The sequence below is a fragment of the Anoxybacillus tepidamans PS2 genome (assembly GCF_000620165.1).
Classification (GTDB): domain Bacteria; phylum Bacillota; class Bacilli; order Bacillales; family Anoxybacillaceae; genus Anoxybacteroides; species Anoxybacteroides tepidamans_A.
The window spans coordinates 1-17796 of the sequence record NZ_JHVN01000032.1 but is presented as its reverse complement, the minus strand read 5'-3'; the positions used below and the strand labels follow the sequence as shown (position 1 = coordinate 17796).

16 protein-coding genes, 1 tRNA gene, 2 rRNA genes, 1 other RNA gene, 1 pseudogene and 1 other annotated feature are annotated in these 17796 nt (G+C 41.2%); of the genes and pseudogenes, 4 read left to right on the top strand and 17 right to left on the bottom strand.

Annotated elements, in window-relative coordinates; genetic code table 11:
- The 8 genes from N667_RS0116645 to tadA all read right to left on the bottom strand — a co-directional run.
- Positions 1 to 237 (bottom strand): 16S ribosomal RNA (locus N667_RS0116645); the annotation flags it as partial.
- 367 nt (positions 238 to 604) lie between these two features.
- The gene (locus N667_RS0116640; RefSeq protein ID WP_027410574.1) at positions 605 to 871 is read right to left on the bottom strand and encodes a pro-sigmaK processing inhibitor BofA family protein; all 267 of its coding nucleotides are present in this window, start codon (positions 869 to 871) and stop codon (positions 605 to 607) included.
- 76 nt (positions 872 to 947) lie between these two features.
- Positions 948 to 1172: a YaaL family protein gene (locus N667_RS0116635; RefSeq protein ID WP_027410573.1), complete on the bottom strand. Its 225-nt coding sequence runs from the start codon at positions 1170 to 1172 to the stop codon at positions 948 to 950.
- A 20-nt stretch (positions 1173 to 1192) separates the two neighbouring features.
- Positions 1193 to 1789 (bottom strand): recombination mediator RecR, encoded by a 597-nt coding sequence (gene recR, locus N667_RS0116630; protein ID WP_027410572.1) that lies wholly within the window; start codon positions 1787 to 1789, stop codon positions 1193 to 1195.
- Between the two features lie 11 nt (positions 1790 to 1800).
- Positions 1801 to 2124 (bottom strand): YbaB/EbfC family nucleoid-associated protein, encoded by a 324-nt coding sequence (locus N667_RS0116625; protein ID WP_027410571.1) that lies wholly within the window; start codon positions 2122 to 2124, stop codon positions 1801 to 1803.
- A 19-nt stretch (positions 2125 to 2143) separates the two neighbouring features.
- Complete coding sequence (dnaX, locus tag N667_RS0116620) at positions 2144 to 3838, bottom strand: DNA polymerase III subunit gamma/tau (protein ID WP_027410570.1); 1695 nt, start codon at positions 3836 to 3838, stop codon at positions 2144 to 2146.
- 117 nt (positions 3839 to 3955) lie between these two features.
- An RNA gene (gene ffs, locus N667_RS19605) (signal recognition particle sRNA large type) lies at positions 3956 to 4220 on the bottom strand.
- Positions 4221 to 4273: 53 nt separating this feature from the next.
- Entirely contained in the window at positions 4274 to 4768 is a 495-nt protein-coding gene (gene tadA, locus N667_RS0116615; protein ID WP_027410569.1) for a tRNA adenosine(34) deaminase TadA, read from the bottom strand.
- Between the two features lie 85 nt (positions 4769 to 4853).
- On the opposite strand from tadA, the gene N667_RS0116610 reads away from it, so the two are divergent.
- The 3 genes from N667_RS0116610 to N667_RS0116600 all read left to right on the top strand — a co-directional run bounded on the left by N667_RS0116610 (position 4854) and on the right by N667_RS0116600 (position 7590).
- Positions 4854 to 6140 carry a LysM peptidoglycan-binding domain-containing protein gene (locus N667_RS0116610; protein WP_027410568.1) on the top strand — a complete coding sequence of 429 codons (1287 nt, stop codon included), beginning with the start codon at positions 4854 to 4856 and terminating at the stop codon, positions 6138 to 6140.
- Between the two features lie 129 nt (positions 6141 to 6269).
- Positions 6270 to 6917 (top strand): deoxynucleoside kinase, encoded by a 648-nt coding sequence (locus N667_RS0116605; protein ID WP_027410567.1) that lies wholly within the window; start codon positions 6270 to 6272, stop codon positions 6915 to 6917.
- On the top strand, positions 6904 to 7590 hold the full coding sequence (locus tag N667_RS0116600) for a deoxynucleoside kinase (protein ID WP_027410566.1): 687 nt from the start codon (positions 6904 to 6906) through the stop codon (positions 7588 to 7590). Before N667_RS0116605 ends, N667_RS0116600 begins: the two co-directional genes overlap by 14 nt.
- A 158-nt stretch (positions 7591 to 7748) precedes the next feature.
- Here the strand turns inward: N667_RS0116600 and N667_RS0116595 are convergent, their stop codons facing one another.
- From N667_RS0116595 to guaB, 7 genes are all read right to left on the bottom strand, one after another.
- Positions 7749 to 8927: an RNA-guided endonuclease InsQ/TnpB family protein gene (locus tag N667_RS0116595; RefSeq protein ID WP_027410565.1), complete on the bottom strand. Its 1179-nt coding sequence runs from the start codon at positions 8925 to 8927 to the stop codon at positions 7749 to 7751.
- 256 nt (positions 8928 to 9183) lie between these two features.
- A tRNA-Ser gene (locus N667_RS0116590) sits at positions 9184 to 9276 on the bottom strand.
- 129 nt (positions 9277 to 9405) lie between these two features.
- Entirely contained in the window at positions 9406 to 10680 is a 1275-nt protein-coding gene (serS, locus tag N667_RS0116585; protein WP_027410564.1) for a serine--tRNA ligase, read from the bottom strand.
- Between the two features lie 49 nt (positions 10681 to 10729).
- Positions 10730 to 10946: a binding site (T-box leader), on the bottom strand.
- A gap of 55 nt (positions 10947 to 11001) precedes the next feature.
- Entirely contained in the window at positions 11002 to 11580 is a 579-nt protein-coding gene (gene pdxT, locus N667_RS0116580) for a pyridoxal 5'-phosphate synthase glutaminase subunit PdxT (RefSeq protein ID WP_027410563.1), read from the bottom strand.
- A gap of 18 nt (positions 11581 to 11598) precedes the next feature.
- Positions 11599 to 12483, bottom strand: coding sequence for a pyridoxal 5'-phosphate synthase lyase subunit PdxS (gene pdxS / locus N667_RS0116575; protein ID WP_027410562.1), 885 nt, complete (start codon positions 12481 to 12483; stop codon positions 11599 to 11601).
- Positions 12484 to 12653: 170 nt separating this feature from the next.
- On the bottom strand, positions 12654 to 14003 hold the full coding sequence (locus N667_RS0116570) for a serine hydrolase (RefSeq protein ID WP_027410561.1): 1350 nt from the start codon (positions 14001 to 14003) through the stop codon (positions 12654 to 12656).
- A gap of 99 nt (positions 14004 to 14102) precedes the next feature.
- Positions 14103 to 15569 (bottom strand): IMP dehydrogenase, encoded by a 1467-nt coding sequence (guaB, locus tag N667_RS0116565; protein ID WP_027410560.1) that lies wholly within the window; start codon positions 15567 to 15569, stop codon positions 14103 to 14105.
- A gap of 131 nt (positions 15570 to 15700) precedes the next feature.
- On the opposite strand from guaB, the gene N667_RS0116560 reads away from it, so the two are divergent.
- A complete protein-coding gene (locus N667_RS0116560) occupies positions 15701 to 16666 on the top strand; it encodes a YaaC family protein (RefSeq protein WP_027410559.1) in 966 nt (321 codons plus the stop codon).
- 176 nt (positions 16667 to 16842) lie between these two features.
- Here N667_RS0116560 and N667_RS20270 read toward each other — a convergent pair.
- Both N667_RS20270 and rrf read right to left on the bottom strand, forming a co-directional pair.
- A pseudogene (locus N667_RS20270) lies at positions 16843 to 17365 on the bottom strand (RNA-guided endonuclease InsQ/TnpB family protein); the annotation flags it as partial.
- A gap of 53 nt (positions 17366 to 17418) precedes the next feature.
- Positions 17419 to 17535 (bottom strand): 5S ribosomal RNA (rrf, locus tag N667_RS0116550).
- Positions 17536 to 17796: the final 261 nt, after the last annotated feature.

Genomic DNA, 17796 nt, shown 5'->3' with positions numbered 1-17796 from the left:
CCATCCGTAAGTGACAGCAAAAGCCGCCTTTCAACCAAAGACCATGCGGTCTTCAGTGTTATCCGGTATTAGCTCCGGTTTCCCGAAGTTATCCCGATCTTACGGGCAGGTTGCCCACGTGTTACTCACCCGTCCGCCGCTAACTAAAAGGAGCAAGCCCCTTTTAGTCCGCTCGACTTGCATGTATTAGGCACGCCGCCAGCGTTCGTCCTGAGCCAGGATCAAACTCTCCAAAGAAAGTTCTATTTCCATACTCAATCATTATTGACGTGGACGCTTCGTTTTGTTCAGTTTTCAAAGAACTTGTCGCACTCTTTACATTTTACATATACCTTAATTCGATGTCAACTACTTTTTTGTTTTTCATCATCAGCAGCGACGTTCATTAATTTATCATATATCACAATCAATAGTCAATAACTTTTTTTAAAAAAATTCATCTTATTTCCTCCAAACGAATTCCTACATTATATTTCCAATAAAAAATAACTCCTTATCAAAAAAACAGTGTTCTTTTTATTCCAATAGTAGAAATGGAACGTAAAGAACACCTATATAAAAATATATTGATTACCCTTTTAATCCTAATAATGGAATACTACTGCTATCCCACAATATATTTCTCAATAATAATTAAAGCAGCGACACCGGGAACACCTAAAAAGCCAGATATAGATGATGTAAAAAGATTAATCGGGATATGAAAGCTAAAAGAATTCCCAATTGCATTTAGCACAAATAATAATAACGCTCCTGTAATTAGCCTAATTGCTCCATATCCAACAAATCGAATCGGTTTAAAAGGGGTTCCGATAAATAGTAAAATTACAATAGCAGCCAAAAAAAGCATAATGACGACTTTCGGTTCCATTTTCTCCGCTCCTTTTCATTGCTTGTACTATTTCAACATTATGCTCATAGTAAAAAAAAAGAACAAAAAAAGGAGCTTATTTTGCTCCTTTTAACGATAGACGACGACGTTTTGCCTCTCTAATAAGAAAAAAATATTTGGCTTCTGTAATTTTTAAATCCATTAATACTTCTGCTGATGGTTCTATGCTCTTTTCAATAAGATGTTTTTGCTTCATCCATTCATCTCTCATTGACTCTAATTCTTTAATTAACTGTTGATCGAATTGTTTTTTTAGCCAGCCTTTCCGCCTCCAGAACATACAATTCACCCCAATTAACTCTATAACTCACGGCGACCTTCAAGAGCTTTCGAAAGTGTTACTTCGTCTGCATACTCCAAATCTCCGCCTACTGGTAAGCCGTGAGCAATTCTTGTGATTTTGATTCCGGTTGGTTTCAGAAGCCGTGATATATACATTGCTGTAGCTTCCCCTTCAATATTAGGGTTTGTCGCTAGAATCACCTCTTGTACTGTTTCATCTTGAAGCCTTTTCAACAACTCGGGAATTTTTATATCTTCCGGACCAATGCCGTCCATCGGAGAGATGGCACCGTGTAGCACGTGATACAACCCGTTGTATTCTTTCATTTTTTCCATCGCAATAACATCTTTCGGATCTTGCACGACACAAATCGTTGCTCTGTCGCGTCTTTCATCCTCACAAATATAGCAGGGATCCTTGTCCGTAATATGCCCACATACTGTACAATAAGATAAATTTCGTTTTGCGTTCACTAACGCCTTGGCAAAATCTAATACTGTATCTTCTTTCATATTAAGTACAAAAAAAGCGAGCCGTACCGCTGTTTTTGGTCCAATTCCCGGCAGTTTCATAAAGCTATCAATTAGTTTGGATATCGGCTCTGGATAATGCATGAAAAATCCTCCTAGAATAAACCTGGAATGTTCAAACCTTTTGTAAATTGCCCCATTGTTTCCGCTGTCAATTCGTCTGCTTTCTTTAATGCGTCATTTGTGGCAGCTAAAATTAAATCTTGTAGCATCTCAATATCTTCAGGATCAACCACTTCCTCTTTGATGTTAACCTCCAAAATTTGCTTATGGCCATTTGCAACGACAGTCACCATGCCGCCTCCAGCTGTACCTTCTACTTTTTTCTCTGCCAATTCCTCCTGTGCTTTTTGCATTTCTTTTTGCATCTTCTGCATTTGTTTCATCATTTTTTGCATATTTCCCATTCCGCGCATCATTATAAATTCCTCCCTAACTTTATTCTTTAATTTCAATAAGATTTTCACCAAACAGCCGCTTTGCTTCAGCAATGAGCGGATCCTCTTGCTTCGGCTCTTTTTCGCGCTGCATTCCTTTTTCCCGAATAAACTCTTCTCTTATTGTGCTCCATTCCTCCTCAGGAACAGCTACCATTTCAAAACGTCGATTTGTCAAATCAAACAAAATGGACTCTAAATTTTCCTTTACCTGATTCGTGTTATCCGCTGCCATTTTACAATGAATTTCATATTTAAACTTTAGGACGAATGCTTGCGGGCTCGCTGCCACTGGCTCGCTCTCATATAGTAAAGCTGCATGAGAAACTTTGTTTTGTTTCTTTAAAATATCAAGCATTTCCGCCCAGTGATTTTTAATTAAGGACAGATCTTGATGCGTAGCCTGACTCAATATTTCGTGGATACGACCGACTGGTGTTTTATAACCGCTTGTTCTGATCGATTTTGCTGATTTTTTGGCATGTGTGGATAAAGAATCTTTCACTGCTACAGAAATTCCTTGTCCTTTCAATTGTTGCAACTCTGCTTCAAGGTTTTCCATCTTCTTCATCAACGAACGAACTTCTTCAGACATAACTGGCGTAGATCGCTGTTCCTGATGGCAAAGTCTCACTAAAGCGACCTCTAAAAAAATACGTGGATGATTCGTCCATTTCATTTCTTGCTGGCTTTTATTCAAAATTTCGATTGTTTCGTAAATAGTTGGTACAGGAATCGATTCGGCAAGCTTTTGAAATTCTTGGTCAACAGCTATTCCTCTTATAACCCCTTCTAATTGGGGAGCCGTCTTATACAAAAGAAGATCCCGATAGTAAAAAATTAAATCTTCTATGAGGCGATTCGGATCTTTCCCCTGATTCATAAATTCCTCTAATGACTGTAATGCCTTAGCCACATCTCTTTCATGGATAGCTTCAACAAGCCTTGCTAGCATAACAGAAGATATCGCGCCTGTCATGGCTAGTACATCCTCAAGTAACACTTCTTCTTCGCTGAAAGAAATAGCCTGATCCAACAAACTTAGTGCATCACGCATGCCCCCATCCGCAGCACGTGCAATAGCAAATAGTGCTTCATCAGAGGCTTTAATATGCTGTGCATCTAATACTTGCCTTAAGCGTAAAACAATCGAATGAGGTTGAATTCTGCGAAAATCAAAGCGTTGACAACGGGAAATAATAGTAGGCGGGATTTTGTGTGGTTCCGTTGTCGCTAAAATGAAAATGACGTGTCTCGGAGGCTCTTCCAACGTTTTTAGCAACGCATTAAATGCACCGATGGAAAGCATGTGTACCTCGTCCACAATATAAACTTTATATCGTACAGAAGTAGGGGCAAACTTCACTTTTTCACGAATATCTCTAATTTCATCGACCCCGTTATTTGATGCCGCATCAATTTCTAATACGTCTGGAATGGAACCGTTTGTAATTCCAACGCAAGCTGGACATTGATTGCATGGCTCAGTCGTTGGCGCCTTTTCACAATTTACAGCCTTCGCCAAGATTTTCGCAGCACTTGTTTTACCTGTCCCACGCGGGCCGGAAAAAAGATAAGCGTGGGATATTTTATTTTGAAGCAGGGCACTTTGCAATGTTTTCGTTACGTGTTCTTGACCGACAACATCCGCGAATTGCTGTGGCCGAAACACACGGTATAGCGCTTGATACGTCACGAAAATTGCCCTCCTCTTCTCTCTCATCTTATTTATTATATAATGTATTATTCGTTTTTCAAAATACAAACAAAAAATAAAACCCACTCTTTATGAGTGGGTTTGATTATGTATTTACCGTGCACCTTCCGTCGATTAGTTGCCCCAAGCGTTGCTCAAGCAGTTAGCTCAGCCCAGGCTCCCCTACGGCACATGGGAGCATCCGCTTACTGCTGCTTCCTTCCGGACCTGACAGGGTTCACGGAATCCCATTGCGTAGGACCCAGACGTCAACACCACTTACTTGAGACAGACCTTACAACATACTAACCTCGGGAAGGGATTCAGTCTCGCTAGAGCGGATTGCGAGTACAGGGCACCGCTACCTCCCCACTTAGCACGGCAAATATAGTATATATGTTTTTTTTGAAAAAAGCAATGAATGATACCTGTAAATTATTTGTTATATTCACCATTCTTTTCATCATTCTTTTTTTTCATGATCCTTAATTGACGAAAAAATTCACTTAGCATTTGACTACACTCTTCCTGTAATACACCGCTCACAACTTCTGTCTGGTGGTTGAACCTTTTTTCCTGCAGTAAATTCATTAATGTTCCGGCACATCCTCCTTTCGGGTCGCATGCGCCGAACACAACCCTTTTTACCCTTGAAAGAACAATGGCACCAGCACACATAGCACAAGGCTCCAACGTAACATACAACGTTGTGTCCTCAAGCCGCCATGAACCTAATACCTCACATGCTTTATCAATTGCTAATACTTCAGCGTGAGCAATGGCTCGCTGTTCTGTCTCACGCAAATTATGGGCACGCGCAATAACTTCTCCATCCTTTACAATGATGGCGCCAATTGGTACTTCCCCAATTTGCTCAGCTTTCTTTGCTTCTTCAATCGCCAAACGCATGTAATATTCATTATTCATCATAAAATCCTCACCAAAATAACCGTCATTTCCCTTTTTCCTTAATCATAAAATAAGAGGAAGGAAAGAGGCAACTAGGAGGGAACATATGCAAATTCATGTTGTACAGCGGGGACAAACGTTGTTTGGAATCGCTCAGGCCTACAATACTACCCCCGAAGAGATTATTAGGGCAAATAAAATTGAAACTCCAAATAGACTCGTCGTTGGTCAAGCAATCGTCATCCCTATTGTCGGCCGCTTTTATTGGGTAAGATCCGGAGACAGCCTTTGGTCTATAGCTCGCAATTTTCAAACGACGGCACAACAACTTGCCCAAATTAATGGAATTTCAATTAATACACCTTTACAAATAGGACAACGCCTATATATTCCGCCACAAAGAAAAAGAAACGCTGAATTTAACGGATATGTTGAGCCACGTAATCCTAGTTCGATTCCTGAATTAGAAGAAAGCGCACGCACTGCCGCTCCGTACTTGACTTACCTGGCAGCATTTAGCTTTCGAATTCAGAGGGATGGGACGTTACAAGAACCCCCTCTCGGCAATTTCCCCTCTATCGCTCGGGCGAACAATGTTACATTAATGATGGTTGTCACAAATATTGAAAATGATCAATTTAGTGATGAGTTAGGAGCTATTATACTAAACAACGAGGCATTACAAAATCGGCTCCTTGAAAACATCGTCACTACAGCGAAACGGTATGGATTTCGTGACATTCATTTTGATATGGAATATTTGCGACCTGCCGACCGCAATGCATATAATGCATTTTTAAGAAAGGCGAAGCAACGGTTTAACAGGGAAGGATGGCTAATGTCTACGGCTCTTGCCCCTAAAACGAGCGCTACTCAAAAAGGTCGCTGGTATGAGGCGCATGATTATCGAGCTCACGGCGAAATTGTTGATTTTGTTGTTATTATGACATACGAATGGGGGTATAGCGGCGGACCACCAATGCCTGTTTCACCAATTGGACCTGTTCGCCAAGTGCTTGAATATGCTGTTACTGAAATGCCTGCTTCCAAAATTATGATGGGACAAAATTTATACGGATATGACTGGACGCTTCCATACGTTCCAGGTGGAAGATACGCCCGAGCTATTAGCCCACAGCAAGCGATTCGGCTTGCCTCCCGGTACAATGTTCCAATTGAATATGATACGAAAGCACAGGCCCCTCACTTTCGTTACCGCGATACAAGTGGTAACGAACATCAAGTATGGTTTGAAGATGCCCGTTCGATGCAGGCCAAATTCAATTTAGTTAAGGAACTCGGATTAAGAGGGGTTAGCTATTGGAAACTAGGCTTAGACTTCCCGCAAAATTGGCTTTTAATTACCGATAACTTTAATGTTGTAAAAAGATAAGAAAATGCTTGGATAAAACCCCCAAGCATTTTCTTTTTTTATGAACTCTCCCTATATATTCGTAGTCTATGCTAAAATAAAATCTGTCTGTCTAAACAGACGGTGAATGGCAAAGGAGGATCGTACAAAATGGGGATTGTACCGTTTATTGCGGTAGAGGGACCAATAGGAGTCGGAAAAACATCACTAGCGAAAGCGATTGCAAATCATTTTGGTTATCATTTACTAAAAGAAATTGTAGATGAAAATCCATTTCTCGGGAAATTTTATGAAAATATTGAAGAGTGGAGCTTTCAAACGGAAATGTTTTTTCTATGTAACCGTTATAAACAGTTAGAAGATATAAATCGTGATTTTATAAAAAAACAAAAACCTGTTGTTGCTGACTACCATATCCTCAAAAATTTGATTTTTGCGGAAAGAACATTAAAGTATGATCAATATGCAAAATACCTAAAGATATATAACATTCTTACAGAGGACATGCCAGAGCCAAATATGATTATTTATCTTAATGCGAGCCTCGATACGTTGTTACGACGAATCGAAATGAGGGGAAGAGAAATCGAAAAAAATATTGACCCTCTATACTTACATGAACTATCTATCGCTTATGAACAAAAAATGGAATCTTTTAAAAAAGAAAAACCGCACATTCCTATCCTTTATTTTGATGGGGACAAGCTTGATTTTGTCCAACGCCAGTCCGATTTACTCTACATATTCGAGCAAATCAAAAATAGACTAAAAGGAGCTAGCTGCAATGAACTTACGTGAAAAATATAATATCCCACATGACGCCGTTATTACGATTGCGGGAACAGTCGGCGTCGGAAAATCAACAATGACAAAAGCTCTTGCTAAAGCATTACAATTTCGCACTTCTTTTGAAAAAGTGGATGCAAATCCATATTTAGATAAATTTTATGCTGATTTCCATCGGTGGAGCTTTCATTTACAAATTTATTTTCTCGCTGAACGGTTCAAAGAGCAAAAACGAATTTTTGAATATGGCGGGGGCTTTGTTCAAGATCGATCCATTTATGAAGATACAGGAATTTTTGCAAAAATGCACTTTGAAAAAGGAACAATGACAAAAGTTGATTATGAAACATATACAAGTTTATTCGAAGCGATGGTCATGACACCGTATTTTCCGCATCCCGATTTGCTGATTTATTTGGAAGGGACCTTTGAAGAAATTTTAAAACGCATCCGCGAACGCGGACGTCCAATGGAACAACAAACGCCGATAGAATACTGGAAAGAAATGCATGATCGATATGAGAAATGGATTAACAGTTTCAATGCTTGCCCAGTTCTCCGCATCAACATTAGTGATTATGACATTCTTGAAAATGAACAGTCGATTGAACCAATTGTTGCAAAAATTTCTTATATGTTAAATCAATATCGGGTCATGAACCTCTCCCACCCACATTTCATTTAGAGGTGGGAGTTTCTTACCACTCGATCAAAGAAGCTTCAGCGCAGAAGAAGGTGGTCTTCTTCGGCTCGATGCTCGCATCGGAAGCCTTCTCGACCGATTCGGTAAGCAACATCGGTAGGTCACCGATGGAGCGGTCCCACCCATCTACTACTTCTTGCTTAGGCAATCCGTAGATACGTAAGCGTCGTTGGCTTATCCCAAGGAACCATCTCTTGATAGAGCGCCTTGCTCAAAATGTTGCGGGCGCCGTGAATGTCCCGATGTTCTTGATACCCGCAAGAACAGGCAAAAATTCGTTGAGAGGTTTTTCGTCTCTTCCCACAGACAGGACATGTCTGACTGGTATAAGACTCATCGATTTCTTTCAGACGAATGCCTTGTTGGGCTAGTTTGTAAGCCAAGTATTGCTTCACTTTTCCGAACGACCAATTGGAGAGTTTTTGCGCTTGTTTCCGGTGCACTTTCTTTTTCTTTCTCGTGTGTCGTTGGACTCCTTCGACGTTTCCGAGGTATACGTCGGAAACGGATTGAGCGAGGCACCAATCGACAAATTGTTTCGTCGTTTTATGAAGCGCATCCCGCAGTTGACGTTCCGATTTCGATAAGAGGTATCGTTTGGCTCGTTCGTATTTCTTCCAGCGACGGGAGCCCTTTTGGCATTTGGATTGTCGCCGTTGAATGTCAGCCAATTTCTTGTTTCGCAACCGATGAAGCGAACGCACCTTTCTCCCTGTAATCAAGAGGGCTTGGCCGTTTTCACAAAAGGCGCCGATCGTATGGATTTCGCCGAGATCGACACCGACGGAACGACCCGGTTGATACGCTTTCGCTTCCTGACCGTCGTCGTAGGTGATGGCCAAATACCAACCATGGTCATAACAACATTCGATTTCTTTGATCGTTCCTTTGGGTAAGTGGGAGACATGGACGAGGATCGGTTCTTCTCTTTTTCCATTATGGATGCCCATCGATAACGCAACGGTTCCATTTTCGTACACTTTGAACCCATCTTTCGCCCATTTCGTGTTGAAGTAGTTTTTTTGTTTGTATGGGTAGCGAGCATGATGAAGTCCTTTTTGAATGGCGGCTTGTGCCGATTGTCGCGCGAAGAGATACTTGTGGCAGACCGCTTGAATCGACTGGCTGTGAAGATGGAAGCGGCCTTTCGTGTGCTTTTGCAGTTCGCTTTTTGAGATGCGGCGGCCGTATTGAAGGAAGTATTCTTTCGATAGCCGAAGACACTCATTCCAAACGCGGGCGGACTCCCGGTTGCACGCCACCAGCCGTTCGAGATCTTTCTTGGAGGCACGAAAGGCGACTTTTTGACCGCGAAGCATCGAGATTCCTCCCTTTTCCTACAGCTTAGCTAAGATCATTATAGCACATACGTTCTGTTTTAGGAAAAAAAACATCCGATTCATCCCCCACCTACACTTCGTTTAGAGGTGGGAGACTTCTCGGTGAATGTGTTAAAAAAATAGCCGCCTTTTCATTAAGGCGGTTTTTTTCAATAAAAAATTCGTTACAAAATGTAACGAATCGTTTCAAATAACAATCTCCATTTATGCGCAGTGGTGTTTCAAACTAACTTGATGGCGGAGGAGGAGGGATTCGAACCCCCGCGCGCCTCTCGACGCCTCTCGGTTTTCAAGACCGACCCCTTCAGCCAGACTTGGGTACTCCTCCGTATCGACAACATTTACTATATCATGTTGAAATAAGGAAGTCAACAATTTTAATAATTTTTTCTGTAGATGCATCAACTCAGGCAGGCGTATCGCTTTAACGGTACGGCCTGCCTAGTTTCTTCTTTGATTACTGAATTACTTCTTTATTGCCCATATATGGACGAAGCACTTTTGGAATAACCACTGTGCCGTCTTCTTGCTGATAATTTTCCAAAATAGCTGCAACGGTCCGCCCAATTGCTAAACCTGAACCATTTAATGTATGAACATGTTCTGGTTTTGCTTTTGGATCGCGGCGAAAACGAATATTCGCACGGCGCGCTTGAAACGCTTCAAAGTTACTGCAAGAAGAAATTTCTCTATATGTTCCATAGCTTGGAATCCAAACTTCGATATCATATTTTTTCGCCGCTGTAAATCCTAAATCTCCTGTACACATGCTCATGACGCGATAAGGGAGCTCTAAAAGCTGCAACACCTTTTCTGCATGGCTCGTCAACTTTTCAAGTTCTTCATATGAATCTTCAGGCTTAACAAATTTCACAAGCTCTACTTTATTAAATTGATGCTGGCGAATAAGTCCTCTCGTATCGCGTCCAGCAGAACCAGCCTCTGAGCGGAAACATGCGCTGTAGGCCACATAGTTTAAAGGCAAATCTTCCGCTGATAAAATTTCATCTCGATGCAAATTAGTCACAGGGACTTCTGCTGTTGGAATTAGAAAATAATCCTCACTTTCGATACGAAACGCATCTTCCTCAAATTTTGGCAACTGGCCGGTTCCTGTCATGCTGCTGCGATTGACGATATAAGGCGGCAGCACTTCCGTATATCCGTGCTCTTCTATATGAAGATCAAGCATAAAATTAATAAGCGCACGTTCTAAACGAGCACCAAGCCCTTTATAAAACACAAATCGACTTCCTGTTACTTTTGCCGCGCGTTCAAAATCTAAAATACCAAGTTGATCAGCAATTTCCCAGTGCGGTTTCGGTTCAAATGAGAACGCGCGCGGTTCGCCCCATTTACGAATTTCTACATTGTCTTCTTCCGACTCACCAATTGGCACCGATTCATGTGGAATGTTCGGAATTGACAACAACAATGTTTCTAACGCTTCTTCCACTTGACGCAATTCATCGTCTAACACTTTAATGCGGTCACCGACCTCGCGCATTTCTGCAATTAAATGATCTGCGTTTTGCTTTTCCCTTTTGAGTACAGCAATTTGCTGGGACACTTCATTCCGCTTGTTTTTTAATTCTTCTGCTTGAGCGATTAACTGACGACGGTTTGCATCGAGTTCTTCGAAACGTGCAAAATCAGTTAAATCCTCGCCGCGATGTTTAAGCTTTTCTTTTACTTCGGCCAAATTAGCCCGTAAAAATTTCAGGTCTAACATCCTTATTCCTCCCTTAATCATTTTTCTAAAATAAAAAATCCCGCCCCTAAAAAGGGACGAGATGAACCCGCGTTGCCACCCTAATTGAAGACAAATGCCTTCCACTCAAATGTATAACGGCTTGAAGCCGGAAATGCCTAGTAGCCTCCTTAGCGTTCAGCATTTCACTCCAGGATGGATTCACATGCGTTTCTCATCGGTTTGCACCATCCACCGACTCTCTGGAGAGAAGACGTCATGCTACTATTTCCTATCATCGTTTTCACAACTATATCATTTTCAATGATAATGTACTATAAGGTTCGACAAGATGCAACAATTTTATTCCTTTGCCTCTTTGACTATATTAATAAAATATTGTGTCATCCGATGATCATCTGTTAATTCAGGATGAAAAGAACAACCTAAAAACTGGCCATGTCTTGCAGCAACAATCCGATCTTCGTGCTTAGCTAAAATTTCCACATCCTCACCAACTTCAACGATGTGAGGTGCACGAATAAATACACCGACAAAATCATCCGCAACTCCTGCAATCGCTAGCTCCGCCTCAAAACTTTCGCGTTGACGACCAAATGAATTCCGTTCTACTGTAATATCCATTAAGCCAAGATGCGGTTCTTCGTATCCGACAATTCGCTTTGCTAAAATAATTAGGCCCGCACAAGTTCCAAACATTGGCTTTCCTTTCGCGGCAAACTCTTTTAATGGCTCGATAAATCCGTATTGATCCATCAATCTTCGCATCGTTGTGCTCTCGCCGCCCGGAATAATAAGTCCGTCAATTTCTTGTAGCTGCTCCACTTTTTTTACCACAACTGCTTCGGCGCCGCATGCTTCAATTGATCGAACGTGTTCTCTAACAGCTCCTTGCAGTCCTAAAACTCCGATTTTTACCATGGCAATCTTCTCCCTTAATTACCAACCACGCTCTTGCATGCGTTGTTCAGGCAATAATGATGCAATATCGATTCCTCTCATCGCTCCGCCTAAACCTTTTGATAAGTGAGCAATCAATTCATAATCTTCATAGTGAGTCGTTGCTTCGACAATCGCCCGCGCATATTTCTCAGGGTTTTCTGATTTGAAAATACCAGAACCGACGAATACCCCATCTGCACCCAAATACATCATTAAAGCAGCATCCGCAGGAGTCGCGACACCGCCTGCCGCAAAGTTAACAACTGGAAGACGGCCTAGACGCTTAATTTCAAGCAACACTTCAAATGGCGCGCCAAGGTTTTTTGCTTCTGTCATAAGTTCATCTTCACTCATGCTTACCACTTTACGTACTTGAGCATTCACTTTGCGCATATGGCGAACCGCTTCAACAATATTTCCTGTTCCTGGCTCTCCTTTTGTACGCAACATCGACGCACCTTCTGCAATGCGGCGAGCTGCCTCTCCTAAATCACGGCAACCGCAAACGAACGGAACAGTAAATTGACGCTTATCAATATGGAATTCGTCATCGGCAGGAGTTAAAACTTCGCTTTCATCGATATAGTCAACACCTAAAGCTTCAAGCACTCTCGCCTCTACATAGTGACCAATACGTGCTTTCGCCATAACTGGAATCGAAACAGCTTTCATCACTTCTTCAATGACCGTTGGATCTGCCATACGCGCTACGCCTCCAGCCGCACGGATGTCCGCTGGAACGCGCTCTAATGCCATGACAGCTACCGCTCCTGCAGCCTCTGCAATCTTTGCTTGCTCCGCATTAACTACATCCATAATGACGCCGCCTTTTTGCATTTCTGCCATCCCACGTTTTACACGCTCTGTACCTGTAATAGCCACTTGTAATTCCTCCTAGTACAATTATGTAGTCATATTTTGATTTATTTTACTGAAAAACAACACAATCTACAATAAACAAATTTGTTTACATTTCTTTATTTTACCTCAATTTTTTTAAAAATCACAATAAAAAAGTGAAAAAGCCCCCTATTATAAAGGGAGCTCTCCACTTAAAACCATCCTTTTACCGTTTTTGTAACACTTGTCCAAACATCGCTAAATAAGCTGCCGATTCCCCTCATCATAAGCACAAACCAGTTGGCTTTCTCGACACTTTTCTTAGTCACAAGCTCTACTTTGACAGCATTCTTTCCATCAGCAGTTAAATACTCATCCTCACCGGCACCTGTATATTTTACTGTCATATATCCTACCTTTTCACCTTTTTTTATTGGTGCCATTAACTCACCTTTTTCTGTTAATTTTTTCTTATCAATTATATAGATAGGTTTGTAATATTTTTCTTCGCCATTTTTTACAACAAAGGAAAGAGGTTTTTTAGTAACAATTGCTACCGATTTGTCTTTTCCCTTCACTACAGGTAATGTAGAAGCACCTTTTTTCTGATAACCAGCAGGATATAGTTCTTTTAAAGAATAGTTACTAAACCCGTAATCTAGTAATTTTCTCGTTTGTTCGAATCGCGCACCAATAGTCGATTTCCCGTTGCTTTTCGCATTCATTACTACGGAAATAAATCTAATACCGTTTCTCTCTGCCGTCCCAGTAAAGCAGTAGCCGGCAAAGTCCGTATAACCAGTTTTTAGCCCATCTACTCCCTCATATCCATAAACAAGGCCTGGTAACATCCAATTCCAGTTATCCATTTTAATTTGGTCATCTGTGCCTTCTCTAAAGACCTTTTTTGTAATACTTGCTGTTTCTAACACTTCTGGATATTCTTTGAGTAAATGATATGCTAACGTAGCGACCGCCCTCGCAGACATTACATTTTCTTCATTTTCTTCTGTCCCCTGTGGATGGAGCCCTTTCAAATCTTTATTGCTCAACCCAGTAGCATTAACAAATTTATAACCTTGAAGCCCTAATTTTTTCGCTTTTTCATTCATCATTTTAACGAAATTTTCCTCTGATCCACCAACAATTTCCGCAATTGCAACTGTGGCTGCGTTGGCAGAGTAAATCGCCATTGCTTCATATAGCTCACGAACCGAATATTTTCCATCCTTTCGCAATGGAACGTTAGATAAATCACGGTCTTGGGAAAGACGATATACGTAATCGCTCGGAGTATATTGTTGATCCCATTTGACACGATGTTGTTTAATCGCTTCTAGCAGAATATATTCCGTCATCATCTTTGTCATACTTGCAATTCCGAGCACCGTATCAATATTTTTTTGGTACAAAATTCTACCTGAACTTGCATCGACAAGAATTGCTGCATCCGCCTCAATATTCAACGGATCTTGTGCTGCCTTAACTTTTCCAAATGGAAGAATCGTTGACAAGAGAAAAACTACCAACAAACCTATAATTATACTTTTTTTTCGCTTCACTTTTGTAACCTCCTCACACAAACGTTATTTTAACATACTCGCACGCAAAAAAATAGACGGAGGAACATTCCTCCGCTTCAATTTAGAAACAAAATAACATCATGAGATAGAATAGTTCGGCGCTTCTTTTGTGATTTGTACATCATGAGGATGACTTTCTCTTAATCCGGCGCCAGTCATGCGAATAAATTGAGTTTTTTCTCGTAACTCTTCTAAATTTTTAGTGCCACAGTACCCCATTCCAGATCTCAAACCGCCAACAAGTTGATAAATTGTATCTGCAAGAGGGCCTTTGTATGGAACACGCCCCTCAATTCCTTCTGGAACAAATTTTTTGTTATCTTCTTGGAAGTAGCGATCCTTACTTCCCTTCTCCATGGCCGCAACTGAACCCATTCCTCTATAAACCTTAAAACGACGTCCTTGATAAATTTCTGTTTCTCCAGGGCTTTCAGTTACACCTGCTAAAAGACTTCCGAGCATCACAGCATGGGCACCAGCTGCTAACGCTTTTACAATGTCCCCAGAATATTTAATGCCCCCGTCGGCGATAATCGGAACACCATATTTCCGAGCTTCCGTTGCACAATCGTAAATCGCTGTAATTTGTGGCACTCCCACACCGGCGACAACACGCGTCGTACAAATCGACCCTGGACCGATTCCCACCTTAATAATGTTTGCCCCAGCCTCAATCAAATCTCGTGTCGCCTCCGCTGTCGCGACATTCCCTGCAATAATATTTAAATTTGGATATTGTTCACGAATCTTTTGAACTGTTTCAAGAACTCCTTTGGAATGTCCGTGAGCTGTGTCCACAACAATGACATCTACATTCGCCTCTACGAGTTTTTTTACGCGAATCATGGTGTCCGCCGTTACACCGACAGCGGCCCCGACTAACAACCGTCCTTGTCCATCCTTTGCTGAATTCGGAAACTCAATCACTTTTTCGATATCTTTAATAGTAATTAATCCCTTGAGAACACCATTTTCATCAACAAGAGGCAATTTTTCGACTTTGTATTTTTGTAAAATTTTCTCTGCTTCCTCTAGCGTTGTACCGACAGGAGCTGTAATTAGATCTTCCTTCGTCATGACATCGGAAATTTTTGTCGAATAATCTTGAATAAAGCGCAGATCTCGATTTGTAATAATTCCAACAAGTTTTTGTTCTACTTCATTATTGACAATCGGCACACCTGAAATGCGATATTTACTCATTAGATGTTCAGCATCATACACTTGATGATCAGGAGTTAAAAAGAAAGGATCAGTAATGACTCCCCGCTCCGAACGCTTCACCTTGTCTACTTGTTCCGCTTGCTGCTCGATAGACATATTTTTATGAATAATTCCTAAACCGCCTTGGCGAGCCATTGCTATCGCCATTTCCGCTTCAGTAACAGTATCCATTCCTGCGCTTATGATAGGGATGTTTAATTGTAGAGTTTTACTTAGCTGGGTTGTAACATCTACATCTCGAGGCAACACTTCTGATTTCGCAGGAATAAGAAGAACATCATCAAATGTTAATCCTTCTTTGACAAATTTAGACTCCCACATGTTTTATCCTCCTCATCGGGAAATATTATTAGTAGCTTAACAACTGGTTAAAATACTGTCAAGGAATCAAAAAAATATTTGACTTTTCACTCAATTATAACTTCATTTTCTCAATGAAAGGGGAATGATGAATGCATTGTTATAAAGGAATTTGGGAAAAATTTACCTCATTTCACTCTACAAATATTGCCCAGCAATTTTTATATCGTTGTTATACAAAAATAGGAAGAGAAGATGCGAAACAAAAAAGTTATACAAATTGCTATCCCTTTATTTATTATTTGCAACACGGTGAGAATTTTTATTTAACCGCTTATCAGGCACCTCTCTCGATTAAGCCTGTTCTTTTATTTTATGGAATGGTCCAACTTTTAAAATCCTGTCTCCTTACAGTAGACGCTGATTATCCTGAGTCATCTTCAGTTTTAGCTCATGGCGTTTCTACAAGAAAAAGAAAAAAGCAAAATTATGAATTTTTTTACGATGAGGTAAAAATTCAAAAGTATGGTCTATTCACTCATTTTTCTGAAAAAATGTTTCATGTGAAACATTTAACGGGGGCTAAGTTTCATATGCGCATGCTACTGCAAAGAATCAGTGACCTTCATGAATTGTTTGAAACATATTATAACCAACAATTATCGAGGAAAGTGTTATATGAGCCATTAAGACAATTTGTGTCAATCCCTGTCGAAATTTTAGATGACTATCATATGACCTTTGGCCGCTTTATAAATTACATAACAAAAGAATGGAGCTGGATTGAAAAAGACTCTTTACAAATCGAAGAAGAATATATAAAAGCAACATGCGCCCATCCCCTAAAGCCATTAGGATGTGAACCACTTATGTTTAGTTTAGATGATAGATCCTATTGTCTCCCCATTCAGCGTGAGGAAATATTTCAGCTACCCGAAATAATGTGTCATTATTTATTACTGTATAATTTAAGCATGATCTCACGGTACGAAACGGAATGGTGGAATGAACTATTGCATTCTTACTCAAGTGATGCTTATCCATTTATTCATCGGTTTTTATCTGTCACATCGGAAAAAGTACCTTTATTGCTCTACGAGTATTTGTGTCTTAAGTAGCAAGAGTGACGTGCCTCACCACTTACGTTCACACTTCGGGGTAGGGACTTCTCGGGTCATCCCCTCCAATGAAGGGAGATGAACCGAGCAATCCCCGTCCATCCAGCGATTCTAGGGCGGTTTAACTGATCCCTAACTTCCTCGTTCCTTCTCTTTTGATATTTGATCACGGCATCTCAGTCCCTGTCGGCAGTAAAGCCACACTCGCATTGGAAGATGCGTTTAGAAAAAGATAGGGACTCCTTTAATTGACCACAACATAAGCAAGTCTCGGAGGGGGAAACCACTTATCGATTTTGACAAGCTTTTCCTCTGCTCTTCTAACTTGTACTGGAGAAAGGTCGTAAGCATGCCCCATTGGTCCGCAACAATTTTACTGAAATGGAGGGTTTGCGACATCCCTTTCATGTTGAGGTCTTCGATGACCACGCAATCAAACTCACTCGCCAATTGGCGGAAAGCCCTATGCAAAAGTCTTTTCGCTAGCTCACAATTTTTTCGTGTAACCTGGCCACTTTTAACCGTTACTTATGCTAACGATTCGAGTTTTTTCCCGCGTGATAAAATCCGCTGTGCTTTTGCTAATTTCTCCAACGCTTGTCAATAGAAACGAGGATAGTTGGCTCTCTTATCTTCATTATCAACAAACAGACCATTCATCGAGAAATCTAAGCCAACCACCGCTTGGACTTCTTTGGGAAGAAAGTTAAATAAAAAAGCTGACTAAACACCATTGTTTAGTCAGCTTTTTTGCCTAGCGACGTCCTACTCTCACAGGGGCGCTAGCCCCAACTACCATCGGCGCTGGAGAGCTTAACTTCCGTGTTCGGGATGGGAACGGGTGTGACCTCTCCGCCATCGTCACTAGACGGTCTGAAGGATGGTTCCTTCAAAACTAGATAACAGTGAAAGGTTGAAGAAAGGATGCGGTATTTCCGCTTTTCGTGTTGTCTAGCTTCGGCTCCTAGCCCCTCGAATCGCTTCTGTCCTGCTGCGGCGGCAACAGCCTCCTCGCAGGCCTTCCGCTCTCTTCGTGGCTATACAGTCGCCTTCGCTTTTCTTAATTGTCTAGTTCCGGCTCGCTGCCGCTTTTCTTGGTTAAGTCCTCGATCGATTAGTATCCGTCAGCT